The sequence below is a fragment of the Actinomadura chokoriensis genome (assembly GCF_041463665.1).
Lineage (GTDB): Bacteria > Actinomycetota > Actinomycetes > Streptosporangiales > Streptosporangiaceae > Spirillospora > Spirillospora chokoriensis_A.
Genome location: NZ_JAXCEJ010000037.1, coordinates 1 through 24,776, shown reverse-complemented (window position 1 = coordinate 24,776; position 24,776 = coordinate 1). Strand labels below are relative to the sequence as shown.

Here is a 24,776-nt window from a genome sequence, read left to right as displayed (position 1 = left end):
ATGAGGTCTCGTCGTGGAGGAACCCACCTTCAGCGGCGCTGTGTGGCGTAAGAGCTCCCACAGCGGCAGTTCGGGCGGCGAATGCGTGGAGGTGGCGCTGCTCGTTAAGGGAAATGCCGTGCGGGACTCCAAGGACCCAGCCGGTGCTGTCCTCGCCTTGGAACGGGACGCGTGGGCGGCCATTGTGTCGCAGATCAAGCAGGGCGCGTACGACCTCTGAGCCAGCCCGATCAAACGCCGTACCTCGTCGGGCACCTAAGCATGACGCACATCGGTCTGATGCGTCGTGGGGTGGACGGTGGCGCCGGTTGCGGTGACGAAGTCGCGGATCGCCTGGTCTGCCTTGGCCGCGTCCCGGCTGGCCTGCTCCAGCGTGCCCGCGTCGTGGATCCCGCCGGTGAGCTCGAACGCCCGCTCAGCCAGCATCACGATGCGCGGGTCGGTGGACGCCGTCCGCAGTAGGAAGAGCGCGTGCTGAACCGTGGAGCGCTCGCGGAAGGATGCCGCGTGCGCGTCACGTGCGGCCGGGGTGCCGGGCGATCCGAGGCGCTGGCGGATGTAGTGCAGTTCTGCGTGGCGGTAGTGGGTGAGCGCGTTGGCCAGGGCGTCGTGGGCCGCCGCCTGGTTCGCCCGTCGTCGTCTATTGCGGCGCCGCGCATTGAGGCGGATGTACAGGGTGGAGGGGATCGGCAGGCTGAGCACGAGGCCGAGCGCGATGCCGAGAGCTTCCGTGCCGCTCATGGATCCAGTGGAGCACGGTTTCGGTCGGCGGAGCCCCAAGGATCCGGTGGTTACGCTCGAACGGCCAGCGACAATGTCGTAAGAGCAGCCACAGTGAGGGTGCGAACGGTTGCGTCGAGACCTGCGTCCGCGACGCGCAGTACTTGGTTCAGAACTCAAAGGACCTCGAAGGTGGGGTCTTTGGCCATGGAGCGGAACGTGTGGGCAGCGATGGTGTCGGAGATCGAGTAGGGCGCGGACGGCCTGATCTGGGCCGATCACCTGCTGTACCTCGTGCGCCATGCCAGGAGGATCGAGCAGCTCGGCGGTGTCGGCGACTGTTCGTTGACTTGCGGCGTGTCGTTGTTTTCGACGCGTCCATAACAACGACACGCCGCAAGTCAACGTGCGCGGGGGTCAACGTGCGCGGGGGAGCGGGGGTCGTCCGGCTCGCGAGAGGGTCGGTGACGGCTCGTGCTTCCGGCCGCGGGTCGTCCCCCTGCGAAAGGCGCTGTGCATGCACGTCGTACCTGGGCTCAAGGTGCTGTACTTCGGAATTCCGGTGGTGCTGATCAGTTCGCTGAACGACGACGGTACGGCGAACCTCGCGCCGATGTCGTCCGCGTGGTGGCTGAACCAGTCGTGCATGCTCGGCCTCGGCAACAGCGCGCGGACCACGGCGAACCTGCTGCGGGACGGCGAATGCGTGCTCAACCTGCCCTCTTCGGCGATGGTCGACGCCGTCGACCGGCTCGCGCTCATGACCGGAAGGCCGGACGTCCCGGACCGCAAGGTCGCGCAGGGCTACCGGTACGAGCCCGACAAGTTCTCGGCGGCCGGGCTGACCGAGCAGGCATCGCAGTTGGTCCGGGCCCCACGGGTTGCGGAATGCCCGATCCAGTTGGAGTGCCGGGTCGTCTCGGCCCGTCCCTTCGGCGGCCCGACTCCGAAGGCCGCGGCGTTCGAGGTCGAGGTCCTGCGCGCCCGCGTCGAAGAAGATCTGGTCATCCCGGGGACCGGCCACGTCGACCCGCTCGGGTGGGACCCGCTGATCATGAAGTTCTGCGAGTTCTTCGGCGGTGGCCGCAACGTCCACCCGTCCAGGCTCGCCGAAGGCTGGAACATGCCGCACGAGCTTCAGCCGACGACCACCTGAGCCCGAAGCCGTTCCGCCAGGGGTTGCGGCGGGGCCGGACGGTCTTGGTGCCGGTCAGGGAGTATGTCGAGGTCGTGAGCAGTGGCAAACTGGTGCTCGATACCGCCGAGGTGCGGACGTTCGGGAAGGGCTACGAACTCATCGCCGCGCAGGTGCTCCCCGAGGTCCCCTCGCGCCGACTGATCGATGGAGTACACGAGATGACCTCCCAGGCCAGCTGGCAGAAGTCGAGGCACAGCGACATGACCGGCAACAAGAGTCGCGTTCCGGTTCTCGCTGGCCTGGTCGTTCGCATCTCCAGGGACGAGTTTTCTCTTTGAGCCTTTCCGAGATTTCGCCCGGTGTGGCTGGGGACGCGGTCGGTGGGCGGCTTCCCGGGCGGGTTCGGGAGTGGCGGCCGCCGTGGGAGCTGGATCTCCTCGGCACGCTTTCGCCGCATCAGCGGGGGCGGCATGATCCGGCTTTCCGGGTTGAGCGGGACGGCGCTGTCTGGCGCGCGTCCTACACGCCGGACGGGCCGGGGACGTTGCGGCTTCGGTGGGCCGGGGACGTCGTTCAGGCCACTGCCTGGGGTGCGGGGGCCGAGTGGTTGCTGGACGGGGTGCCCGAGCTACTCGGGGCGTCCGATGTGCCGGAGGAGTTCGAGGCTCGGCACGACGTCGTCCGGGAGCAGGTGCGTCGGCGGCCGGGGCTGCGGATCGGGAAGTCGCGGCGGGTGTTCGAGGCGCTCGTGCCGGCCGTGATGGAGCAGAAGGTGCTCGCGCAGGAGGCCTGGCGCGGGTGGGGCTACCTGCTGCGGCGGTTCGGGGAGCCGGCGCCGGGGGCGCCGCACATGCGGGTTCCGCCGCCGCCCGAGGTGTGGGTCCGGATTCCCTCGTGGGAGTGGCATCGGTCCGGGCTGGAGGCCGTCCGCGCGAGGACGATCATCGGGGCGGCGCGGGTCGCGAAGCGGCTGGAGGAGGACGCGGGGGAGGTCCGGCTGCGGTCGCTGCCCGGGGTCGGGGTCTGGACGGCGGCCGAGATACGGCAGCGGGCGGTCGGGGATCCCGACGCCGTCTCCGTCGGCGACTACAACCTGCCCGGCCTGGTGGGCTGGGCGCTCGCGGGACGGAAGGTCGACGACGCCGGGATGCTCGAACTGCTGGAGCCCTATGCCGGTCATCGGTACCGGGTCACCCGGCTGCTGGAATCGTCCGGGAGGCGCCCGCCGAGGCGTGGCCCCCGTTTGGCCGTTCGGGACTACCGGTCGTTTTGACCGGGGCGGCCTCCGAACGGCGGCGCAGCCAGAAGCTGTTCGGGGTCCAGTCGAGGCTGTCGCGGCTGTCCGCGCCGAACAGGGGGGCGAGGACGGCGAGGGCGATGATGAGGCCGAGCACGTACAGCATGGTCTTCTTCCTTTGGGATCGCTGTGGGGGCGTTCCCGCGCGGGGCGACCGGGTGTGGCGGGGTGTCCGCCTCTCTCCGTCGCACCTACAGTTTGACTCCGTCCAACGTTCAGGTCCAGCGACCTTTTCTGGAGGGATTGTGTAAGAATCCCTTCACTATGCTGGATCTCGGACGGTTGCGGGGTGCTCCGCGAGTTCAAGCTGCGCGGGACGCTCGGGGCCGTGGCCGATGCCCTCGGTTACACGCCGTCCGCGGTGTCGCAGCAACTCGCGCAGTTGCAGAAGGACGTCGGTGTCCCGGTGGTCGAGCGCGCCGGGCGGCGGCTGCGGCTGACTGCGGCGGGGGAGGTGCTCGCCGAGCACGCGGAGGCGCTGCTGGCGCGGGCGAAGCAGGCTGAGGAGGCGACGGTCGCGGCGAGCGGGCGGGTCGCCGGAGTGGTGCGGCTCGTCGGGTTCCAGACGGCGCTGCTCCATGTGCTGGCGCCCGCCCTCCCGCGTCTGGCGCGCGAGTATCCGGAACTCGTGATCGACGTGCTGGACGAGGAGTTCCACCGGGTTCTGCAAGCGTTGGTGATGCAGGAGATCGACGTCGTGCTGACCGACGAGTACTCGCATCTGCCGCGTCCCCGGCGTCCCGAACTGACGTCCGAAGTGCTGATCACCGAGATGATGCGGGTCGCGCTGCCGGAGGATCATCCGCTGGCCCTGGACGGGGCTCCCGTCCGGCTGGCCGATCTCGCGGAATGCCCGTGGGTGACGGCCCATGTCGGGACGAACCACGCCGATCTGCTGGAACGGACGTGTGTGGAGCTCGGGGGTTTCCGGCCCGATGTCCGGTACCGGACGAACGACCTGCTGATCATGTTCGCGATGGTCGCCTCGGGCGGGGCGGCCTGCCTGATCCCCGATCTGGCGCTCGCCGAGCGGGAGGAGGGCATCGTCGTCCGGGACGTGGCCGACGCCCCGGTGGACCGCCGCATGGTGTTGTGGACGCGTGTCGGCGCCGAGGTGCGGCCGTCGGTCCGGGCCGTCCTGGAGGAGCTGCGGAAGTCGGCGGACGCGCTGGCCGAGCGGCGTCCGAGCTGCCTCCGCGGCACGCCATGATCAGGTCTTCCAGGACGAGAGCGCCTCGTCGATCTCCTTGCGGGCCGGGAGCCGGAGTGGTTTCGGCGCCTTCTCCGGAAGGTCGTACTCGCTCGCGTACGCGGCGGCCAGGGTGCCGTCGGGGACGCGGAAACCGGCGCCCTGGAAGATGTTGCGCGCTGAGCGCGTGCCGAGGGCCGCTTGGAACGCTTCCGCGGCGTCACGCCTGCGCTGGTCCTTCGTGGTCACGGCGAAGGGGTGGTCGAGCATGAGCGTGCCTTCGTCTGGCATGAGGCTGACGACGGGGTTCGGACGGTGGGTTTCGTTATAGGCGACCACCGCCTGCTCTGTGGAGACCGCCAGTGGACGGTCGAATCGTTCGGCGCCCATGAGCCCGGCCAAAGTCGCGGTCGAGCCGCCGTTCTTGCGGAGCGCCTCGGCGACGTCCGCGTCCTTGTCGACCTGCCCGATCGCGAGCATCGCGATCGTTCCGGTCATGCCGGCGCTCGGGTCGGCCGCGATCCGCTCCAGGGGGAGCCCGCCCGCCTTGCCCTTGAGCAGGAGTTTCCAGCCGATGTCGACGTCGGCGTCCACTAATTCCTTCTCCACCGGACGGGTCGTGGCCAGCACGACCGGCGTCGCGGCCACCGACGTCGCCGTCAAGGGGACGGACGTGCTGCCGCCCTCCCGCACGATGCTCAGCCACAGCGACGACTCCGGCACCCACGCGTCCGCTTGCCCCTTGTAGGAGGCGGGCGCGACCGGGGTGACGCGGGCGTGGGCGCAGCGCCCGCCGACCCGGTGCTTCTCCACGTTGAAGCGGGACGCCACGTCGCTCAGCGCGGGCGCGATCTCCGGCTGTGCCGCGACCATGATCCGGACCGGCGCGCCGGAGCAGGCCGGCGCGGAGAACAGGCCAGATGCCCACGCGCCCCCGCTGGCGCCCGACAGCAGCAGCGCCGCGGCGGCCAGGGCCGCCGGGCTACGTCTGAGCGGAGCGAACCGGGGGGCGTGGGGGGTCGCCCCCTCACCGGTAACCCGCCACAGCGGGCGTGCCTCTTCGTCCACGCGTCTGTCATACAGGAATCAGGTGCCGACGAGCGGCAGGCGCCGTCCGAAATTACCGATTCCGTCGGTCCGGCGGGACGCTTCCAGGCGCTCTGCCGGCACCTCGCCGTAAAGGGTCGTGCGCTGTTTGGAGGGACGCCCCGCGCGCGCTGCGATCGCCTCCAGATCGCTGATGGGCTTGAACGAACCGTTCTCCGACCCGGCCATGCGGCTGATGGTCTCTTCCATCAGCGTGCCGCCGAGGTCGTTCACGCCCCCTTGCAGGACGCGCGTGCACAGTTCGTCCCCGAGCTTCACCCACGACGTCTGGATGTTGGGGATCGCGCCGTGCAACAGGATCCGGGCCAAGGCGTGGACGGCCACGTTCTCCCGGACGGTAGGTCCCGGACGCGCCAGCCCAGCGAGATAGATGGGCGAGTTGTGGTGGACGAACGGCAGCAGCACGAACTCGCTGAACCCGCCCGTCCGCTCCTGGATGGACCTCAGCAGCTTGATGTGCGCGACCCAGTGCGCCGGAGTGTCCACATGCCCGTACATCATGGTGGACGTCGTCGGTATGCCGATCTCATGCGCGTTGGTGACGACCTCGATCCACTGGTCGGTGGGCAGCTTGCCCTTGGTCAGCACCCACCGAACGTCGTCGTCCAGGATCTCGGCGGCCGTCCCGGGCAGCGAGTCGACACCGGCCTCCTTCGCGGCCTGGAGCCACTCCCGGATCGACAGGTCCGTCCGGGAAGCGCCGTTCACGACCTCCATCGGGCTGTACGAATGCAGGTGAATGTCAGGCGCCCGCCGCTTCACCTCACGCGCGAGGTCGAAGTAGGCGGTGCCGGGCAGATCCGGGTGGATGCCGCCCTGCATGCAGATCTCGGTGGCGCCGGCCGCCCACGCTTCGTCCACCCGGTCACCGACCTGGCTCAACGACAGCGTGTAGGCGTCGGCATCGGTCCGGCGCTGGGCGAACGCGCAGAATCGGCAGCCGGTGTAGCAGACGTTCGTGAAGTTGATGTTCCGCGTGACGACGTAGGTGACGTCGTCCCCGACGGCCTCCCGCCGCAGGTCGTCGGCCAGCGAGACCAGCGCGTCGAGTTCGGGCCCGTCGGCATGCAGGAGGGCGAGCGCCTCATCGTCCGAAAGCCCCGCAGGGTTCTGCTCCGCGCGCGCGAGAGCGGTCTTGACATCGGCATCGAACCGCTGGGGCGCGGCCATGCGTTCCTTCAGCGCGTCCCAGTCCCCGTAGACCTCGTCGAAGTCGTCCCGCCGGTCGCTCGTCCGCCCGGTCGTGTCGATCGACGTGTGCAGGTCCGTCCGCCCGGACGCCTCGAACCCGCCGTCGGGCTCCTGCCACGGCCGTCCCGAGACCACCGCGTCCTCGCGCGCCAGCCCGGTCGCCGGGTCGGCCAGGGCGGCGACGTGCCCGACCAGCCGCGGATCGAGCCACGGCTCGCCCCGGCGCACGTACTCGGGGTAGATCGTCAGCCGTTCCCGCAGCTCGAAGCCCGATTCGGCGGTCCGCTCGGCCAGCTCGTCGAGCTGCGGCCACGGCCGCTCGGGGTTCACGTGGTCGGGCGTCAGCGGCGAGACGCCGCCCCAGTCGTCGATGCCGGCGCGCAGCATCAGCGCGTACTGCTCGGCGACCAGGTTCGGCGGCGCCTGGACCCGCGCCTTAGGGCCGAGGACGAGCCGCGTCACCGCGATCGTCGCGGCCAGCTCCTCGAGCTCGGCGTCCGGCGTGTCGCGCATCTTCGTGTCGGGCTTCGCGCGGAAGTTCTGGACGATCACCTCCTGGATCGCCCCGTACTCCCGCATCGTCCGGCGGATTTCGAAGATCGCGTCTGCGCGCTCCTCGACGGTCTCGCCGATGCCGATGAGGATCCCCGTCGTGAACGGCACGTTCGTGCGTCCCGCGTCCTCCAGCACGCGCAGCCGGACGGCCGGATCCTTGTCGGGCGACCCGAAGTGCGGGCCGCCCCGCTCGCTGAACAGCCGCGTCGCCGTCGTCTCCAGCATCATGCCCATCGACGGGGCGACCGGCTTGAGCCGCTGGAAGTCGCGCCAGGTCAGCACGCCCGGGTTCAGGTGCGGCAGGAGCCCGGTCTCCTCCAGCACCCGGATCGCCATCGCGCGCACGTACGAGAGCGTGTCGTCGTAGCCGTGCGCGTCCAGCCATTCGCGGGCCTGCTTCCACCGGTCCTCGGGACGGTCCCCGAGCGTGAACAGGGCCTCCTTGCAGCCCATCGCGGCCCCCTGCCGCGCGATCTCCAGGACCTCGTCGGGGCTGAGGTACGGCGAGTCCAGCCTGTGCGGGACGGTCGCGAACGTGCAGTACCCGCAGCGGTCCCGGCAGAGCCGGGTCAGCGGGATGAAGACCTTGCGGCTGTAGGTGATGACGTGCGGGCGGCCGGCGGCCTCCAGGCCGGCGTCCCGGGTGCGGGCCGCGTGGGCGAGCAGATCGTCGAGCTGCGCGCCGCGCGCCTGCAGCAGTGTCGTGGCCTCGGATCGGTCCAGTGTCTTGCCGTCACGCGCGCGGGCCAGGGCCCGGCGAAGAGCGGAGCTCGGGGCGTCCATGCGGGCACTCTATGCCAATCGTCATAATTTGCACCGCGCCGGGGCCCCGGCAAGGCCCTGCAATGAGCCAAGCCCCGGCCACCTGCGATCTATTCCCGCCGAGTGGACGACCCTCGGACGTCCGTCCCGAGGTCAGCCGATCCTCGCGCCTCCGCGGGTCACCTGACCTCGATGAACGCGTCGGCGCTCCGCGGCGGGCGCGCACGCGGCGGCGCGGCCGCGTGACCGACGCCGACGGCGCCCAGCGGGTCCCACTCGTCCGGCAGGTCGAGGACGTCGCGCACCACGTCACGGCAGAACATCGTGCTCGACACCCAGCAGGAGCCGAGCCCTTCGACCGCCAGCCCGACCAGCAGGTTCTGCACGCCCGCACCCGCCGCCACGACGAACATCTCCCGCTCGGCACTCGACCGGCGCTCGTCCGGATAGTCGTGCGAACCGTCCATGACCAGGCAGGGCACCACGAGATACGGCGCCTGCCGCAGCACCTCGCCGCGCCGCAGCCGCCTGGTGATCGACTCCTCAGAGAAGCCGTCACGGCGCAGGTCGGCCTCCCAGGCGTCGCGCATCGCGTCCAGCAGCAGCGTCCGCGACTCCGCCGACTCCAGAAGGACGAACCGCCACGGCGTCGTGTGGTGCGGCGCGGGCGCGGTGATCGCGGCGTCGACGGCCCGCCGCACCGCCGCCGGGTCCACCGGCTCCGCGGTGAACTCGCGGATGGTCCGGCGCGCACGCAGCACGTCCGCCGACCCGAACCGGAACATGTCCTCCGCAGGCGGACGCACCAGCGCCCGCGCCCCCGGCCCGTCCCCTTGCGTGACGATTCCGGCCAAGCCCCGCACGACGGCGATCGGCACCCCGTCGAGCTTGCCCTTCACCAGTTCGCCCGCCGCGGCGATCTCGTCCGCCACGGCCGTGACGGTGGCGTCGAGCCGATTGCCGTAGGAGTCGTCCCGCCCGCGCAGGTCGCTGAGCGGCTCCAGCCCCGCGACGCCGATGGCCGCGTCCGTCAGCCCGTTCCGCCAGGGCCGCCCCAGCGTGTCGGACACGATCACGCCCACGTCGACACCGGTCCGCTCCCGCACCCCGGCCCGGATGCGCCGCGCCGAAGCGTCGGGGTCCTCCGGCAGCAGCAGCACGGTTCCCGGCTCGGTATTGGACGCGTCCACACCGGCCGCCGCGAGCACGAGCCCCTGCCGCGTCTCCACGATCCGGGTCTCGCCGCGCGCGTGCGCCCGCCGCGCCACGACCCGCACGGTCTCGGCGTCGATGGCCTTCTCCCGGTCGCCCGCGACCAGGACCCGCCCCTCCGCCTTACTGACGATCTTGGACGTGACGACGAGCACGTCACCGTCCTCGACCAGACCTGCCGGGACCAGCGCGGCGATGTCGTCCCCCTCGGCGACCTCCGGCAGCCCCGGAACGCCGAAAACCTCAACCCTCACTCGGCGTCCTCCGCCCGCTTCAACTCCACCGCGAGATCGAGTGCCGCACGCGCTATCTCGGCCGTCGCCCGGTCATCGGTCATCAGCAGCGGCCGGGACCGGATGTCGATCCCCTCGACCCGCACGTCCGCGTCGGCCTCGTCGACGAGCCACCCGTCCAGCAGCCCGAGCCCGTAAAGCTCGGCGACCGCCCGGGCCGACGTCTCCACGCCGATCGCGGTCAGGCAGGCGTCCGCCATCCCCCGCACCGGCGCCCCGCCGATGATCGGCGAGACCCCGACCACGGTCTTCGCGGCGATGGCGTCCCGGATACCGGGCACCGCCAGGATCGTCCCGATGCTCACCACAGGGTTGGACGGCGGGAACAGCACCACGTCGGCGGCGTCGATCGCCGCGAGCACGCCGGGCGCCGGCTTCGCGACCTCGGCGCCGACCGCCGCGATCGACAGCGCCGGGATCGACGCCCGCAGCCGCACCCACCACTCCTGGAAGTGGATCGCCCGCCGCCCCTGGTCGTCCTCGATGACCACGTGCGTCTCGACCTGGTCATCGGTCATCGGGATGAGCCGCACCCCCGGCTTCCACCGGTCGCACAGGGCCTCGGTGACCGCCGACAACGTGTACCCGGCCGCCAGCATCTGCGTCCGGACGATGTGCGTGGCGAAGTCCCGATCCCCGAGCCCGAACCACCCCGGCCCGACCCCGTACGCGGCGAGTTCCTCTTTGAGGGTGAACTTCTCGTCCGTCCGCCCCCAGCCCTGCTCCTCGTTGATGCCGCCGCCGAGCGTGTACATCACGGTGTCCAGGTCAGGGCACACCCGCAGCCCGAACAGCGAAATATCGTCCCCGGTGTTGCCGATGACGGTGATCTCCGCCTCCGGAACCGCCCCACGCAGCCCCCGCAAGAAGCGGGCCCCGCCAATCCCACCCGCCAGACACACGATCCGCATAACCCAACCCTACGGCGCTCCACCCCCCACACCTGAACGAGCCACAACGACCCCCCGGGAACGAGCCACAACAGCCCCCATCCGAACAAGCGCGAATTCTCCCTCTTGGACCGGTCCTCAGCCACCGGAACACGGGCAGGCACGCGGAGCGAGCGCCAGCGAGCGCAGCGGGCATGCCCGCCGAGCCGGACGACCGCAGCGCCACGCGTGAACCCGCACGGCCGCACACACCGCAACAGTGGCGTGAGGATCGGCCGGCTCGTTGACGGGGGGTGTGGGGGGTCGCCCCCCCACACGAGACTGTGCAAAGCTTTGTCGCGTAATTAGGTTGCCTCGGTCTGGAGAATTCACCGTGAACAAGGAAGCCGTCCAGCGCCTGCGCGAACCGGCCGCCTGGGTACTGCTCGCCGCGGCGGGTCTGCACTTGCTCGCGGGCCTCATCTCCCTTCTGGGCGGCGGCGGTTCGTTCACCGGCCGCGCGCTGGAGGAGACCCGGGGCGGGACGTTCCTGCAGATCGCGCTCGTCGGGCTCCTCGTTCTCGCGGTGCTCCTGGTGACGTGGGGTGACACCCGGACGCCGCAGGCACGGACGATCACCATGGGGGCGCTCGGCGTCCTCGGCGGGATCGCCCTGTTCGGGGTCCTCTCGTGGCTCTGCGGGATGCTCGCCGACTCCCAGTACATCTCGGCCTCGATGAAGCTCTCCGTGTTCCTGGAGGGCGCCGGGAAGCTCGCGGTCGTGGGTGTGGGCGGATGGTTCGTCTTCACCGTGTTCCAGGGGATGCAGCCTGCCCGTCCGCAGCAGCAGGGGCAGCAGGGCTACCCCGACTTCGGGTACCAGCAGGGGCAGCAGGGCCAGCAGCAGTACGGGCAACAGCAGCAGTACGGCCAGCAGGGCTACGAGCAGCAGCAGTACGGCGGGCAGGGCTACGAGCAGCAGCAGTACCAGCAGTACGGCCAGCAGGCCGGCGCCGAAGGACAGCAGGGCCAGCAGGGCCAGCAGCAGTACGGTCAGCAGCAGTACGGCCAGCCTCAGCAGCAGTACGGGCAGCAGGACTACCAGCAGCAGTACGGCGCCCAGAGCGGCGGCTACCAGGCGGGCCAGCAGCAGGGGCAGCAGCCGGCCGCCGACGAGGACATGGGCGAGTGGACGCGGGCCTACGGCGGCTCCGGCCAGGACCAGGGCCCGCAGGGCACGCAGCCCGCGCCGCCGCAGGGCGGCGGGGAGCAGGGCGGCGACTGGTACCGGGACAACCGTCCCTCGCCGCCGCAGTGATGCCGCCGCAGTGATCCAAGTCCGGCGGTGACCGCCCGATTAACTGATCTTCAGTCAAAGGTCAGGGTGCCCATCCCGGCATAACCCGTTTTGTCGCCCAGGAAAGCTCTCCGGCTTGACGGGACCGTCGCTACACGCGTGTAATTTCGTCCGTGTAGTTTCAATGCCTTCTCGGGGGAAGGAACCGGAGGGAAGGCATTGACCAGGGGGTTCCACGGGCAGGGAGGTGCGCTGTGAGCGAGGTGGTCATCCCGCTGGCGCACGGCACAGACGGCGACGGCGAAGAGTTGGGCTGGCAGGAGCGCGCCCTGTGCGCGCAGACGGACCCGGAGGCGTTCTTTCCGGAGAAGGGCGGCTCCACTCGCGAGGCCAAGAAGGTGTGCCGGGCATGCGAGGTGCGTACGGAGTGCCTGGAGTACGCGCTGCAGCACGATGAACGTTTCGGCATCTGGGGGGGACTCTCCGAGCGGGAACGGCGCAAGCTGAAGCGCGAGGCCGTTTAGAACGGCCGGAGCGGTACGCCGGGACTTCCGGCCGCGCCCGGATCTCGGCGGATCCGGAGCGTGCCCCGCGCGGCCACGCGTACAGTAAGCAGCCGTGCCGGCCCGGTGTCGGCGCGGCTGCTGTACTTTTCCGTGCTGGACTTTTCCGTGCTGGACTTTTCCGCCACGCCCCCTGTCGTCCCACAGATCGAGCGATCATTGGCCCCCACTCTCGATCGCCATGTCGTCACGGCGGTCCTCGTCGCGCACGACGGTGCGCGCTGGCTTCCCGAGACGCTGAAGGCGCTGCTGACGCAGGCGCGTCCCGTCCAGCGCCTGGTGACCGTGGACACCGGAAGCCGCGATCGCGGGCCCGCCGTGCTGGCCGAGGTCGTCGGCGAGGGCAAGGTCCTCGCGCTGCCGCGCACCACCGGCTACGGGGAGGCGATCGCGGAGGCGCTCCGGCAGGACGCCGCGTCCGCCCCCGTCCCCGACGACGATCCCGGGAACCCCAGAACCGAGTGGATCTGGCTGCTGCACGACGACTCCGCGCCCGCCCACGACGCGCTCGCCCAGCTGCTGCGCACGGCGGGCACCGACCCGAACGTGGCGGTGCTCGGCCCGAAGGTCCGCGACTGGGACGACCGGCGCGTCCTGCGCGAGGTCGGCGTCACCGTGGACGCCGTCGGACGCCGCGAGCGCGGCTTCGACCGCGACGAGTTCGACCAGGGCCAGCACGACGGCGTCCGGGACGTCCTCGCCGTCGGCAGCGCCGGGATGCTGGTCCGCCGGGACGTGTGGGAGCGGCTCGGCGGCTTCGACGTCGAGTACGGGATCTTCCGCGACGACCTCGACTTCTGCTGGCGGGTGCACGCCTCCGGCCAGCGGGTCGTCACGGCGACCGACGCCGTCGTCCACCACGCGGAGGCGTCCCGGCGCGGGCTCCGCGAGATCGGGATGACGGCCGAGCATCCGGCCCGCCGCGACCGCCGCAACGCCCTGTTCACGCTGCTCGCCAACCAGCCGCTGCCAGCCATGCTGCGCGCCGCCGTCCGCAACGTCTGGGCGTCGCTCGTGCACGCCCTCGTCCTGCTGGTCACGAAGCGGCCGGCCGCGGCCCGCGAGGAGCTGGCCGCGCTCGCCGACGTCCTGCGCGACCCCGGCAGGCTGCGGCGGGCGCGGGCCGCCCGCGCGGACGGCCGGACCCGCGTGCACCGCAGCGTCCGGCGCTTCCAGCCGCGCTGGCTCGTGCTGCGCCGGGCCGTCGAGGCGGTCTCGGAGTATCTGGCCGCCCATGAACGGGAACGCGAACGAGAGGAGCAGGAGAACGACATCACGGCGGACGAGCCGGGACCGATCCGCCGGTTCCTCGCCCGCCCCGGCGTCCTGCTCGTCCTCGCGCTGACCGCCGTCGCGGTCGCCGCCGAACGCTCGCTGCTCACCGCGGCGGGACGGCTCGGCGGCGGCGCGCTCGTCCCGGCGTGGGGCGGCGCGAGCGACCTGTGGGAGCAGTACCTGTCCGGCTGGCACCCGGTCGGGCTCGGCACCGACGCGGGAAGCCCGCCCCACGTCGGCGTCCTCGCGGCGCTGTCGTCGGTGCTGTTCGGCAAGCCGTGGCTGGCCGTGTCGGTCCTGCTGCTCGGCAGCGTGCCGCTCGCCGGCCTCACCGCCTACCGGGCGTCCCGGCTGCTGATCACCGAGTCGCCGGCGGCGGGCCGCCGCGCCCGCGCCGCCGGCCGCCGCGTCCCGGTCTCCGCCGTCCGCGCGTGGTTCGCCGCCGTGTACGCGCTGCTGCCCGCCGCGACCGGTGCCGTCGCGGGCGGACGGCTCGGCACCGCCGTCGTCCTCGTCCTGCTCCCGCTCATCGGCCTGTACGCGGCCCGCGTCTACGGGCTGCCGCGTTCGGAGGCCGCCCGGTTCGACGCCGTGACGCGGCGCAAGCGCGCGGGACGGGCCGCCTGGACGGTCGCGCTGCTGCTCGCCGTCGCGATCGCGTTCGTCCCGCTCGTCTGGCTCATCGCCCTGCTGACGGCCGGGATGGTGTGGGCGCTGCTCGACCGGCCGTCCCCCCGGCAGGGCCGCCGCAACCTCCTCATCGCGCTCGGCGTGCCGCCGCTGCTGATGCTCCCGTGGACCGTCGGCCTCCTGTTGCACCCGTCCCGGCTCCTCACCGAGGCGGGCCTGCACCGGCGGTTCGAGCCCGCCGCCGCGGCCGACCTGCTGGTGCTCGACCCGGGCGGGCCCGGCACGCCCGCGCGGTGGGCGCTCGGGGGCCTGCTGGCGGCCGCGGTGCTGGCACTGCCGCTGCGCGCCCGCCGGGGCCGGGTGCTGGCGGGCTGGCTGCTCGCGGTGTTCGGGCTGCTCGCCGCCGTGCTGACCGGCGCGGCCACCGTCGGCAAGGGCGCGGACACGGCGCCGGTCTGGCCGGGCGTGGCCCTGGTCTTCGCCGGTGCGGGGGTGCTGCTCGCCGCGACCGCGGTCGTCCAGCGCGCCGCCGAGGCCCTCGCGGGCAAGCACGTGATCTACCGGACCGGCGGGGCGGCCGTGCTGCTCGCCGCGCTGACCGCGCCCGTCCTGTCCGCCGGGTTCTGGGTGGTCGGCGGCGCGGCCGGGCCGCTGGGCAAGGTCGACCCCGACACCGTTCCCCTCTTTCTCCAGATGCCGGGCGGGCCGAGGACCCTCGTCCTGCACAGAGAGCCCACCGGACGGATCTCCTACACCATCCTTCGGGACGCGCCTCCGAGGCTGGGCGAATCAGAGGTCACGGTAGGCGGCGATGCCGATGAACGCTTGGACGACCTCGTCGCCGGCCTGGCCGCAGGACGCGAGGGTGACGACGGGCCGGCCCTGACCCGGATGGGCGTCCAGTACCTTCTAGTGCCGCACCCCAAGACGGACCCGGTCACCAAGGTCTTGGACGCGTCGCCTGAGCTGACCCGCCTCAGCCGCACCGGGACGTTCGCCGTGTGGCGGCTCCAGCCGACGTCCGCCCGGATGCTGCTTCTGCAAGGCTCCACGATCACGCCGCTGGCGGCGGGCCGTATCAATGCCCACGTGCAGATCCCGCCAGGTACCGGCAAGCGCACCCTGCTCTTGGCCGAACCCGCCGACGGTGGGTGGCAGGGCACCCTGAACGGCCGCGACCTCAAAGAGCACACGGTGGACGGCTGGGCGCAGGGCTACGACCTCCCTCCCGCGGGAGGCGAGTTCAACCTGACACGGTCGATGAAGATGCGGCACACATGGGTCGTCATCCAGGGCATCGCCGTCTTGCTCGTGGTTGTCCTGGCCTTGCCAGGCGCCCAGGCCGACAACCTCATGTTCGTCAGTGACCGGGAGCGTCGCCGTCGCGGACGGCGAGGCGGACGAGGCGGTAAACGCGGGCAGCGCGGCCAACGCGGACGACGCCGCGCGAACGTTGCCCGCCGCCAACACGAGGCGTCCCAAGAGCCGGTGAAGGAACCGAGCCCCGAGGAGGTGTCCTGACCCATGGACAAGGTTCTGCGCTTCCTCGGCATGCGCTACGCCACCGCCGCGCTCATGCTCGTCGCCGTCGCCGCCCTCTACGGGGCCGCGACGCTGTCCCGTCCTGGCGAGGCGTCCGAGAAGGGCCGTGCGGCGCCCCTCACCCACGCCGTGATGGTCTGCCCAGGGCACGAAGGCGGTCGGCTGGCCGTCCAGTCCACCTCGCAGAAGGGAGGCGGACGCGTCGACATGACGCCGACGAAGGGCGGATCCCCGCTCGCGTCCACGACCGAGTCCGGCAAGGGATGGGAGAAGGACACCAAGTCCGGCGAGGACTCCTACACCCTCCGGGCCACCGGCGGCATCGCCGCCGGGCTGGAGGCCGAGCAGACCACCCACTGGAGCGGCGGCGCCGATCGCGGCCTCGCCGGCGCCCGCTGCGCCACCCCCGGCACCGACCTGTGGTTCATGGGCCCCGGGCCGGTCTCCGCCGACGAACTCGACCTCTACCTGACCAACGTCGACGGGCAGCCGGCGTCGGTGAACCTCAGCGCGCTGTCCGGCGAAGGCCCCCTCGACACCCCCGAGGGACGCGCCACCCCCGTCGCGCCCTACACCACCAGGGTCGTGAAGATCGGCGACTCCGCGGAGGGCCTCGGCGACATCGTGCGGAGCGCCGCCGACCTCGCCCTGCGCGTGCAGACCACCAGCGGCCGCGTCGCCGCGTCGCTGCGCGTCCGCATCGGCGAGAAGAAGGGCATCGAGTGGCTGCCGCAGTCGCGCGAGCCCGCGACGTCCGTCCTCGTCCCGGGGGTGCCTGGCGGCTCCGGGCAGCGCCGCCTGCTGGTCTCGGTCCCGGGCGAGGCAGACGCCCGCATCAAGGTCCAGGTGATCACGTCGGGCGGCGCGTTCGCCCCGCAGGGACAGGACGTCCTGGACGCCCCCGCCAAGACCGTGACGTCCGTTCCCCTCACCGGCGCGCTCTCGGGCAAGGCCGCCGCCGTCCGGCTGGTCGCCGACCGGCCCATCCTCGCGGGCTTCGCCGCGTCCCGCGGCGCCGACGTCGCCTACGGCACGGCCACGGCGCCGCTCGCCGCCTCCGGCCCGGGTGTCGTCGCCGACAACCGCTTCGACTCCTCGCTCGTCCTCACCGCCCCGTCCGGCGCGGCGAGCGTGCAGGTCACGACCGTCAACGCGGCGGGCCGGAGCGAGCCGCAGGAGATCGACATCCCGGCCGGACGCACCGTCGAGAGCAAGCTGACCGCGCCCGGACAGAACGCGGAAGGCGGCACGGCCTACGGCGCCGTCATCACCCTGAAGCCCGGCTCGGCGCCCGTCTACGCGTCCCGCACTCTCGCCAAGGGCAAGGGCGACGGCTACCTGTTCACCGTCCTGCCGATCGTCCCCGCCCCGACGACCGTCCACCTCCCGGACACGGCCGACTCCCAGACCGCCCTGATCCCCGGTTAGTCGTCGGGGAAGTCGTAGCTCGGGTCGACGGAATCGGGGGACAGGCCGAGGAGATCGGCGACCTCCTCGACCAGCAGGTCGCGGACCAGGCGGGAGAGTTCGGCCTCGCCGGAGGCGCGGGCCTCGACGGGACGGCGGAAGACCACGATGCGCACCGGCCGGCGGCCCACCGCGGGGAAGGTCTGGCCGAGCGGCACGGGCCCGTCGAAGGGCGGTCCGACGTCCGGCACCTCGCCGACGGCGAACTCCACCCCGGCCAGTTCCCGGCCCCAGCGCTGGACCAGCCGCCGCACCTCGTCGTCGACGAGGTCGTCGAACCGCTCCGCGCGGGTCCGCGAGACCGGCGCCTGCGGGGGCGTCAGAGGACCACGGAGGCCACGACCGTGCCGATCGCGGCGCCGTGCGCCTGCCACACGGGATCGCACGCGTCCAGCCTACCTCCGTGGATCCCCGCGCCCCGTGGCGGAGCGCGAGACCGCGCACCCGCCAGATTCCGCACGGTGAGAGTTCGGAGACGTACGGAATGTAGTTCTTACCTCGGAAATCGCCCGGTAACGGCGACACGGGTGCCGGGGTGGTGGCGGAGCCCGGTGGGAGGGAGGTACGGTCAGCCATCGTGAGCCCCGTCCGCACCTGCTCCCGCACCGCCTGCAAGGCGCCCGCAGTGTTCACGCTCACGTACGTCTACCGCGACTCCACCGCGGTCCTGGGGCCGCTCGCCACGTACGCGGAGCCGCACTGCTACGACCTGTGCGCGGAGCACTCCGAGCGGCTGACCGCCCCGATGGGGTGGGAACTCGTGCGGCTCCCCGTCGAGGAGGAGACCGAGCCCAGCGCGGACGACCTGGAGGCCCTCGCCGACGCCGTCCGGGAGGCCGCCAGGCCCGCACCCGGAGTGGGCCATGAGCCTGTCGGGCAGGGTACGGAAGTCGGGCGCCGCGGTCACCTCCGGGTGCTGCGCTCCGAGCCCGCGGCGACCCAACCCGGCCAGGAATAGCGCCCAGCGTCGCGGCGGCGTCGCGTCCGGTCGCCTCCGGCCTTCCCGGTAGGCTCAAGAACCCGGTTTCCCCGGGCACGCGAACTTGCGGGAACGGGTTCATTCGGACAGGGAGCAGGAGTGGGCGACCTCGGCAGGATCTTCAAGGCGTACGACATCCGCGGCGTCGTCCCGGACGAGCTCGACCCCGCGATCGCCGAGGCGGCCGGGGCGGCGTTCGTCCGGGTGACCGGGGCGCGCGCGGTCGTCACCGCGCACGACATGCGCGAGTCGTCGGTCCCCCTGGCCGAGGCGTTCGCGCGGGGCGCCACGTCCCAGGGCGCGGACGTGATCGAGGCCGGGCTCGGCTCCACCGACCTGCTCTACTACGCCAGCGGCAGCCTCGACCTGCCCGGCGCGATGTTCACCGCGAGCCACAACCCCGCCAGGTACAACGGGCTGAAGCTGTGCCGCGCCGGCGCCCGCCCGGTCGGCCGCGACACCGGCCTCGGCGAGATCCGCGAGATGATCGAGGACGGCGTCCCCGGCTACGACGGCGAACCGGGCACCGTGTCCCGGCGGGACGTCCTCAAGGGCTACGCCGAGCACCTGAAGACGCTGGTCGACCTGTCGTCGATCCGCCCGCTGAAGGTCGTCGTGGACGCCGGCAACGGCATGGGCGGGCACACCGTTCCGTCGGTGTTCGAGGGCCTGCCGATCGACCTCGTGCCGATGTACTTCGAGCTGGACGGCACCTTCCCCAACCACGAGGCCAACCCGATCGAGCCGGAGAACCTGCGCGACCTGCAGGCCAAGGTCCGCGAGACCGGCGCCGACATCGGGCTCGCGTTCGACGGCGACGCCGACCGCTGCTTCGTGGTGGACGAGCGCGGCGAGATCGTCTCCCCGTCCGCGATCACCGCGCTGGTCGCGACGCGGGAGCTGGCCAAGCACCCGGGCTCCTCGATCGTGCACAACCTGATCACGTCCAAGGCCGTCCCGGAGATCGTGGCCGAGCACGGCGGGACGCCGGTCCGCACCCGCGTCGGGCACTCGTTCATCAAGCAGACGATGGCGGAGACGGGCGCGGTGTTCGGCGGCGAGCACTCGGCGCACTTCTACTTCCGCGACTTCTGGTTCGCCGACTCCGGCATGCTGGCGGCGCTGCACGTCCTCGCGGCCCTCGGCGAGCAGGACGGGCCGCTGTCGGGGCTCCTGCGCGAGTACACCCGCTACGCCGCGTCCGGCGAGATCAACAGCGAGGTCGCCGACCAGGGCGCCGCCGCCGCGAAGGTCGAGGAGGCCTTCGCCGGACGGCCCGGCGTCGAGATCGACGAGCTGGACGGCCTCACCGTGGCCGACGAGTCCGCCGGCTGGTGGTTCAACCTGCGGCCCTCCAACACCGAGCCGCTGCTGCGCCTCAACGCGGAGGCGGGCGACGAGGCGACGATGGCGGCGATCCGCGACGAGGTCCTGGCCCTGGTCAGGGAGAAGTGACGACCGGGTCAGGGAAGACCGACTGTAGGGAGAAGTGACGCTGCCATGACGATGAAGCTGGACTCCTGGCTGCTGGAGATCCTCGCCTGCCCGAACTGCGGCGGCGACCTCCGTGCCGACGAGGGCGCGGACGAGTTGGTGTGCACCGGCTCGTGCGGCTACGCCTACCCCGTCCGCGACGACATCCCCGTCCTGCTCGTCGACGAGGCGAGGACCCCCGCCCCGTGAGCGCGGGGGAAGCCGATGCCTGAGAGCGCCCCGGGCCGCCGGGCGGAGCCGCGGCCGTGACCGCGGGCGCGGACCCTTCGCGGCTGGAGGACGCGGAGGCGGCCGAGGCGGCGGATCCCGGTGGGATGCTGCGGCAGGTCGCCTCGTCGGCGGCGCAGGTGCGGGAGGCGCAGCGGGCGGCGGCCGAGGCGGGCGTCGCGGCGCTGGCCGGGGACGGCCGGCCGCGCGCGGTCGTGGTCGCCGGTATGGGCGGCTCCGGCGTCGCGGGCGACGTGCTCGCGGCGGTGTGCGGCGCGGGCTGCGCGGTCCCGGTGTTCACGGTGCGCGGCCACCGGCTGCCCGGCTGGGTGGGCGCCGCCGACCTCGTGATCGCGGTGTCGTGCTCGGGGACCACCGAGGAGACCCTGGAGGTCGCCGCGGAGGCGGCCCGGCGGGGCTGCAGGCTGATGTTCGTCGGCGCGGCGGAGTCGCCGCTCGCCGACCTGGCCGCCCGGAGCCGCGGCGTCTTCGTCCCGGTGCGGTCGGCGGGCCAGCCGCGTTCGACGCTGTGGGGCCTCACGATCCCGGTGCTCCTCGCCGCGCGCGCACTGCGCCTGGCGGACGTCCCCGACGCGGTGCTGGAGTCCACGGCCGCGCTGCTGGAGGACGTCGCGCACCGGTGCCGTCCGTCCAGCGAGCCGTTCGTCAACCCGGCCAAGCGGATCGCGCTCGACCTCGCCGGCGACGTGCCGCTGGTGTGGGGCTCGTCCGCGGTGGCGGGGGCGGCGGCGTACCGGTTGTGCTGCCAGCTCAACGAGAACGCGAAGTACCCGGCGGTCTTCGGCGAGGTGCCGGAGGCCGGTCACAACCAGCTGATGGCGTTCGACGGCGTCTTCGCGCGCGGCGGCTCCCCGTCCGACCCCGATGACTTCTTCCGCGACCGCGCCGAGGACCCCGAGCACGGCCTCCACCTCGTCCTCGTGCGGGACGTGGAGGAACATCCCGAGGTGCGCAGGCGGTGCGAGGCGTCCGCCGCGATGGCGCGCGACCGGGGCGTGGCGGTCACCGAGGTCCGCGCCGAGGGCGAGCACCCGCTGGAAAGAATCGCGACCCTGATCGCCCTGGCGGACTATGTCACGGTTTACTTGGCTATCGCGCTGGGCGTGGATCCGACGCCGGTGCCTGCCATTGACGAGCTCAAAGCGAGGATTACCTAGATGAGTGCTGAGGGTGGAACCAAGGCCATCGTCGCCGCGCTGGCCGCCAACCTCGGGATCGCCGCGTCCAAGGCCGTCGCGTTCGCGTTCACCGGTTCGTCGTCGATGCTGGCGGAGTCGATCCACTCGGTGGCCGACTCGGGGAACCAGGGGCTGCTGCTGCTCGGCCGCAAACGGTCCGAGCGCGACCGGACGCCGGAGCACCCCTTCGGCTACGGCCGCGAGCGCTACTTCTACGCGTTCGTCGTTGCGGTCGTCCTGTTCACCGTCGGTTCGGCGTTCTCGCTGTACGAGGGCTACCACAAGATCTCCCACCCGGAGGAGGTCAAGTCCCCGATCTGGGCGTTCGCGGTGCTGATCATCGCGATCGTGCTGGAGATGTTCTCCTTCCGGACCGCGATCAAGGAGTCGAACCAGGTCCGGGGCGAGCAGTCCTGGTGGTCGTTCATCCGCCGCGCCAAGGCCCCCGAGCTGCCGGTCGTCCTGCTGGAGGACCTCGCCGCCCTCGTCGGCCTGCTCCTCGCGCTGGGCGGCGTCTCGATGGCCGTGGCCACCGGCGACGGCGTCTGGGACGGCGTCGGCACCGTCGCGATCGGCGTGCTGCTCGGCGCGGTCGCGACGATCCTGGCGATCGAGACCAAGAGCCTGCTGATCGGCGAGGGCGTCGACCCCGCCACCGAGCGGCAGATCGTCGAGGCGCTGGAGTCGGTGGACAAGGTCGCCCGGATGATCCACATCAGGACCGAGTACATGGGCCCGGACGCGCTGCTGATCGCCGCGAAGATCGCCGTCTACCACGACGACACGGCCGCCGACGTGGCGCGGTGCATCGACGCCGCCGAGGCGAAGGTCAGGGCGCAGTTCCCGGTGGCGAAGCTGATCTACCTGGAGCCGGCGCTGGACGAGGCGTCCCGCCTGGGGACGGCCGGGGCGAGCACGGAGGCCGCGGAGGCGAGCACGGGGGCCGCACCGGAGGCGTCGGCGTCGTCCTGACGTCCTGACGCGGACTCTCGGGGAACATGGGACCCCTCGCCGAACGGCCGCCGCGGTGCCGGCCGTACCCCAGCCCAGGCGAGACCGGCGGATGCCTCCGTGGAGGCGGACGGCGGCCGTCCGGCGAGGTGCTTCCCATGCCTCCCCGCCCGGACCCCTGAAACCGGGCGGTTCTGGTGTGACCCGCGGCGCCCCCGCCGAACCCCCTACGTCGGCGACGGCCACCGTCGCGGTCACGGTTAAGACATTACGTGTGCGGGGCTCTCCGGTACGTCCCCCTCAAGGAGGGAACCGGCGTGGTACTCCAGGTGGACACGCGTCCTCCCAATACATCCGCGCGGTGAGGTGGCGGCACGCCACAGAGGTCACTATTGGGGAGTGACATCCGATGACAAGGCCCGGACCGGACCCGACCCCGCGGGGTTCGGCCCAGCCGTCGCGCACCACGCGTGGCGGCTGTCCGGCCGGATCGTGGCGGGCGTCGGGCAGCTGCTGCTGTGGATCCTCACCGGTGTCGGCACCCTGCTGCGTCCGCTCGCGGCGCGGCTCGGCGCGCGGCTGACCGGCGGCGCGGGCCGGCGCCCGGCCCCCGGCGCGCCGGGCGTCCCGCCCGGCGCTCCCGGCCCGACGGCGCCGCTGCCCCGGTGGATCAACACCTGGCGGGAGGTCGTCGGGTCCTGGTACTTCGCCCCGCTCACCGGGCTGGCGCTCACGATCGCCGCGCTGGCCGAGCTGGCGCCGCGGGTCGACTCGCCGCTCAGTCTCGCCGGCGGGTTCGCGGTCGCGGCGACGCTCCCGCTCGTCTGGCGGCGGGAGAACCTGCGCCCGGTCGCGGCCGTCGTGCTCAGCGCGGTCGCGGCGAGCCTGCTCACGGGGCAGATCCTCCTCGTCACCACGGGCTTCGCCGCGCTCTACACGCTGTACGCGCTGGGGCGGCAGCTGCCCCGCCAGTCGACCGGCGTCCTCGCGGTCGGCAGCGTCGCCACGATCGCGGTCGTCTACCTCGCAGCCGGGACGCTCGACGAGATCCCGTGGCCGGCGCCGATCGTCGCCGTCCTCGCCGCCATCGGGCTCGGGGACGCGCGGCGCGTCGTCGAGTCCGCCGGGCGGACGGAGGCCGAGGCCGCCGAGCGCACCAACGAGACCCTCACCCGGCTGACCGCCGTCCAGCGGGAGCAGGCCGTCATGCGGGAACGGGCCCGCATCGCCCGCGAGCTGCACGACGTCGTCGCGCACTCCGTCTCCATGATCGCGGTGCAGGCGGAGACCGCCCCGTACACGATGGAGAACCTGTCGCCCGAGGCCCGCGCCGGCTACACCGAGATCGCCAAGACGGCCCGGGACGCGCTGGTGGAGATGCGGCGGCTGCTCAGCGTGCTGCGCGCCGACGCCAAGCCCGAGCCGGACGCGGCGAACTCCCCGCAGCCGCGCCTGGACCGGCTGCCCGACCTGATCGAGCAGCACCGTGGCGCCGGCGGGCACGTCGACCTCGCCGTCCACGGCGACCCGCGTGCGCTGTCGACGACGGTCGAGCTGTCGGCGTACCGGATCGTCCAGGAGGCGCTGACGAACGCGCGGCGGCACGCGCCCGGCGCCGGCGTCCGCGTCGACCTGATGTTCCTGCCGGACCGGCTGGCGGTCCGCGTCAGCGACGACGGCGCGTCGGCGCCGACGCAGGTGCTGAACCGGGACGCCGCTCATCCCCGTACCGCGGTACTGGATCCCGCCGGCCCGACCTCCGTGGACGGGCGCACCCGGCTGGAGCCATCGCAGACCGGTGGCGGACACGGCCTCGTCGGGATGCGGGAACGTGCGACCATGCTGGGCGGGCGGTTCTCCGCCGGGCCGGCCGCGGAGGGCGGGTTCCTGGTGGAGGCCGAGCTTCCGCTGACGAGAGAGGGGAATTCCACCCGTGGACACGCTTCGCAGGCGCCCCCCGGGCATCACCCCTGATCCCGTCGCCGCCCGGCCCGCGGGGCGGCGACCGTGATCAACGTGCTGATCGTCGACGACCAGACGATCGTGCGGGCCGGGTTCGCCGCCCTGCTCGCCGCGCAGGACGACATCACCGTCGTCGGCGAGGCCGGCGACGGTCGCGAGGCCGTCCGGATCGCCGAGCGGACCCGTCCCGACGTCGTCGTGATGGACATCCGGATGCCCGGCATGGACGGCATCGAGGCCACCCGCCGCATCCTCGCCCTCCCCGGCGCGGAGGGCGTCCGGGTGCTGGTCCTGACGACGTTCGACGTGGACGAGTACGTCTACGAGGCGCTCGCGGTCGGCGCCAGCGGCTTCCTGCTGAAGGACGCGACCGCCGAGGAGCTGGTCTCGGCGGTCCGGGTGGTGGCGCGCGGCGACTCGCTGCTCGCCCCGCAGGTCACCGGGCGGCTGATCCGCGAGTTCACCAGGCAGCGCCGGAACCGTCCGCAGGCCCCGGCGGAGCTGGCGACGCTGACCGCCCGGGAGAACGAGGTCCTCGTGCTGATCGCGGGCGGGCTGTCGAACGGGGAGATCGCGCAGCGCCTCGTCGTCAGCGAGCACACGGTGAAGACGCACGTGGCCCGCGTTTTCACCAAGCTCGGCCTGCGCGACCGCGCGCAGGCCGTGATGCTGGCCTACGAGTCGGGCGTGGTGGTTCCGGGCGAGGGCGCCGCGAGCTAGCCCCGGTGTCGTTGACCTGCGGCGTGTTGTTGCTTCCGACGCGGCGATGTCAAGCGGCTGTTGCAACGAGGTACTCGTTGAGTGTTTGGGCTGGGGTTTTCCAGTTCAGGGTGTGGCGGGGGCGTCCGTTGAGCTGGCGGGCGATCTCGTCGAGGTC

Annotated in this window: 22 protein-coding genes; 16 read left to right on the top strand and 6 right to left on the bottom strand. The window is 72.3% G+C overall.

Features of this window, described 5'->3' with window-relative positions:
- Nucleotides 1-13: 13 nt before the first annotated feature.
- Nucleotides 14-220: a DUF397 domain-containing protein gene (locus tag SM418_RS35600; RefSeq protein WP_371946009.1), complete on the top strand. Its 207-nt coding sequence runs from the start codon at nucleotides 14-16 to the stop codon at nucleotides 218-220.
- 35 nt (nucleotides 221-255) lie between these two features.
- Here SM418_RS35600 and kilB read toward each other — a convergent pair whose 3' ends face one another.
- On the bottom strand, nucleotides 256-741 hold the full coding sequence (gene kilB / locus SM418_RS35595; RefSeq protein WP_371946010.1) for a plasmid transfer protein KilB: 486 nt from the start codon (nucleotides 739-741) through the stop codon (nucleotides 256-258).
- A 496-nt stretch (nucleotides 742-1,237) separates the two neighbouring features.
- Between kilB and SM418_RS35590 the strand changes: the two genes are divergently transcribed.
- From SM418_RS35590 to SM418_RS35575, 4 genes are all read left to right on the top strand, one after another.
- Nucleotides 1,238-1,876 (top strand): flavin reductase family protein, encoded by a 639-nt coding sequence (locus SM418_RS35590; RefSeq protein ID WP_371946011.1) that lies wholly within the window; start codon nucleotides 1,238-1,240, stop codon nucleotides 1,874-1,876.
- Between the two features lie 74 nt (nucleotides 1,877-1,950).
- Entirely contained in the window at nucleotides 1,951-2,196 is a 246-nt protein-coding gene (locus SM418_RS35585) for a hypothetical protein (protein WP_371946012.1), read from the top strand.
- Nucleotides 2,197-2,477: 281 nt separating this feature from the next.
- Nucleotides 2,478-3,131, top strand: a complete 654-nt coding sequence (locus tag SM418_RS35580; protein WP_371946013.1) for a DNA-3-methyladenine glycosylase family protein — start codon at nucleotides 2,478-2,480, stop codon at nucleotides 3,129-3,131.
- Between the two features lie 313 nt (nucleotides 3,132-3,444).
- A complete protein-coding gene (locus tag SM418_RS35575) occupies nucleotides 3,445-4,365 on the top strand; it encodes a LysR family transcriptional regulator (RefSeq protein ID WP_371946014.1) in 921 nt (306 codons plus the stop codon).
- On the opposite strand, the gene SM418_RS35570 is transcribed toward SM418_RS35575, so the two are convergent.
- The 4 genes from SM418_RS35570 to cofD form a co-directional block, all read right to left on the bottom strand.
- Nucleotides 4,366-5,412, bottom strand: a complete 1,047-nt coding sequence (locus SM418_RS35570; protein ID WP_371946015.1) for a substrate-binding domain-containing protein — start codon at nucleotides 5,410-5,412, stop codon at nucleotides 4,366-4,368.
- A gap of 18 nt (nucleotides 5,413-5,430) precedes the next feature.
- A complete protein-coding gene (locus SM418_RS35565; RefSeq protein WP_371946016.1) occupies nucleotides 5,431-7,980 on the bottom strand; it encodes a bifunctional FO biosynthesis protein CofGH in 2,550 nt (849 codons plus the stop codon).
- A 158-nt stretch (nucleotides 7,981-8,138) separates the two neighbouring features.
- Nucleotides 8,139-9,425: a coenzyme F420-0:L-glutamate ligase gene (locus SM418_RS35560; RefSeq protein WP_371946017.1), complete on the bottom strand. Its 1,287-nt coding sequence runs from the start codon at nucleotides 9,423-9,425 to the stop codon at nucleotides 8,139-8,141.
- On the bottom strand, nucleotides 9,422-10,375 hold the full coding sequence (gene cofD, locus SM418_RS35555; RefSeq protein WP_371946018.1) for a 2-phospho-L-lactate transferase: 954 nt from the start codon (nucleotides 10,373-10,375) through the stop codon (nucleotides 9,422-9,424). Before cofD ends, SM418_RS35560 begins: the two co-directional genes overlap by 4 nt.
- Before the next feature lie 352 nt (nucleotides 10,376-10,727).
- Between cofD and SM418_RS35550 the strand changes: the two genes are divergently transcribed.
- From SM418_RS35550 to SM418_RS35535, 4 genes are all read left to right on the top strand, one after another.
- Entirely contained in the window at nucleotides 10,728-11,651 is a 924-nt protein-coding gene (locus tag SM418_RS35550; protein WP_371946019.1) for a hypothetical protein, read from the top strand.
- Nucleotides 11,652-11,884: 233 nt separating this feature from the next.
- On the top strand, nucleotides 11,885-12,154 hold the full coding sequence (locus tag SM418_RS35545) for a WhiB family transcriptional regulator (RefSeq protein WP_371946020.1): 270 nt from the start codon (nucleotides 11,885-11,887) through the stop codon (nucleotides 12,152-12,154).
- Nucleotides 12,155-12,286: 132 nt separating this feature from the next.
- Entirely contained in the window at nucleotides 12,287-15,619 is a 3,333-nt protein-coding gene (locus SM418_RS35540) for a glycosyltransferase (RefSeq protein WP_371966148.1), read from the top strand.
- A gap of 3 nt (nucleotides 15,620-15,622) precedes the next feature.
- On the top strand, nucleotides 15,623-17,068 hold the full coding sequence (locus SM418_RS35535) for a DUF5719 family protein (RefSeq protein WP_371946022.1): 1,446 nt from the start codon (nucleotides 15,623-15,625) through the stop codon (nucleotides 17,066-17,068).
- Here SM418_RS35535 and SM418_RS35530 read toward each other — a convergent pair.
- The gene (locus SM418_RS35530) at nucleotides 17,065-17,493 is read right to left on the bottom strand and encodes a metallopeptidase family protein (protein ID WP_371946023.1); all 429 of its coding nucleotides are present in this window, start codon (nucleotides 17,491-17,493) and stop codon (nucleotides 17,065-17,067) included. The genes SM418_RS35535 and SM418_RS35530 overlap by 4 nt on opposite strands.
- Nucleotides 17,494-17,684: 191 nt before the next feature.
- Between SM418_RS35530 and SM418_RS35525 the strand changes: the two genes are divergently transcribed.
- From SM418_RS35525 to SM418_RS35495, 7 genes are all read left to right on the top strand, one after another.
- Nucleotides 17,685-18,065 (top strand): DUF3499 domain-containing protein, encoded by a 381-nt coding sequence (locus SM418_RS35525; RefSeq protein ID WP_371946024.1) that lies wholly within the window; start codon nucleotides 17,685-17,687, stop codon nucleotides 18,063-18,065.
- A gap of 120 nt (nucleotides 18,066-18,185) precedes the next feature.
- Nucleotides 18,186-19,541: a phosphomannomutase/phosphoglucomutase gene (locus tag SM418_RS35520; RefSeq protein WP_371946025.1), complete on the top strand. Its 1,356-nt coding sequence runs from the start codon at nucleotides 18,186-18,188 to the stop codon at nucleotides 19,539-19,541.
- Between the two features lie 45 nt (nucleotides 19,542-19,586).
- The gene (locus SM418_RS35515) at nucleotides 19,587-19,769 is read left to right on the top strand and encodes a Trm112 family protein (RefSeq protein WP_138636623.1); all 183 of its coding nucleotides are present in this window, start codon (nucleotides 19,587-19,589) and stop codon (nucleotides 19,767-19,769) included.
- Between the two features lie 56 nt (nucleotides 19,770-19,825).
- Nucleotides 19,826-20,965: an SIS domain-containing protein gene (locus SM418_RS35510; RefSeq protein WP_371946026.1), complete on the top strand. Its 1,140-nt coding sequence runs from the start codon at nucleotides 19,826-19,828 to the stop codon at nucleotides 20,963-20,965.
- Nucleotides 20,966-21,958, top strand: a complete 993-nt coding sequence (locus SM418_RS35505; RefSeq protein WP_371946027.1) for a cation diffusion facilitator family transporter — start codon at nucleotides 20,966-20,968, stop codon at nucleotides 21,956-21,958. It begins immediately after the preceding gene.
- Between the two features lie 378 nt (nucleotides 21,959-22,336).
- Entirely contained in the window at nucleotides 22,337-23,911 is a 1,575-nt protein-coding gene (locus SM418_RS35500; RefSeq protein ID WP_371946028.1) for a sensor histidine kinase, read from the top strand.
- 33 nt (nucleotides 23,912-23,944) lie between these two features.
- Nucleotides 23,945-24,619 (top strand): response regulator, encoded by a 675-nt coding sequence (locus SM418_RS35495; protein WP_371946029.1) that lies wholly within the window; start codon nucleotides 23,945-23,947, stop codon nucleotides 24,617-24,619.
- Nucleotides 24,620-24,776: the final 157 nt, after the last annotated feature.

Bases quoted from the DNA above. Each gene is read 5' to 3' on its own strand.
- SM418_RS35535 (WP_371946022.1), top strand. From the start codon at position 15,623: ATGGACAAGGTTCTGCGCTTCCTCGGCATGCGCTACGCCACCGCCGCG.
- SM418_RS35515 (WP_138636623.1), top strand. From the start codon at position 19,587: ATGACGATGAAGCTGGACTCCTGGCTGCTGGAGATCCTCGCCTGCCCG.
- kilB (WP_371946010.1), bottom strand. From the start codon at position 741: ATGAGCGGCACGGAAGCTCTCGGCATCGCGCTCGGCCTCGTGCTCAGC.
- SM418_RS35590 (WP_371946011.1), top strand. From the start codon at position 1,238: ATGCACGTCGTACCTGGGCTCAAGGTGCTGTACTTCGGAATTCCGGTG.
- cofD (WP_371946018.1), bottom strand. From the start codon at position 10,375: ATGCGGATCGTGTGTCTGGCGGGTGGGATTGGCGGGGCCCGCTTCTTG.
- SM418_RS35565 (WP_371946016.1), bottom strand. From the start codon at position 7,980: ATGGACGCCCCGAGCTCCGCTCTTCGCCGGGCCCTGGCCCGCGCGCGT.
- SM418_RS35505 (WP_371946027.1), top strand. From the start codon at position 20,966: ATGAGTGCTGAGGGTGGAACCAAGGCCATCGTCGCCGCGCTGGCCGCC.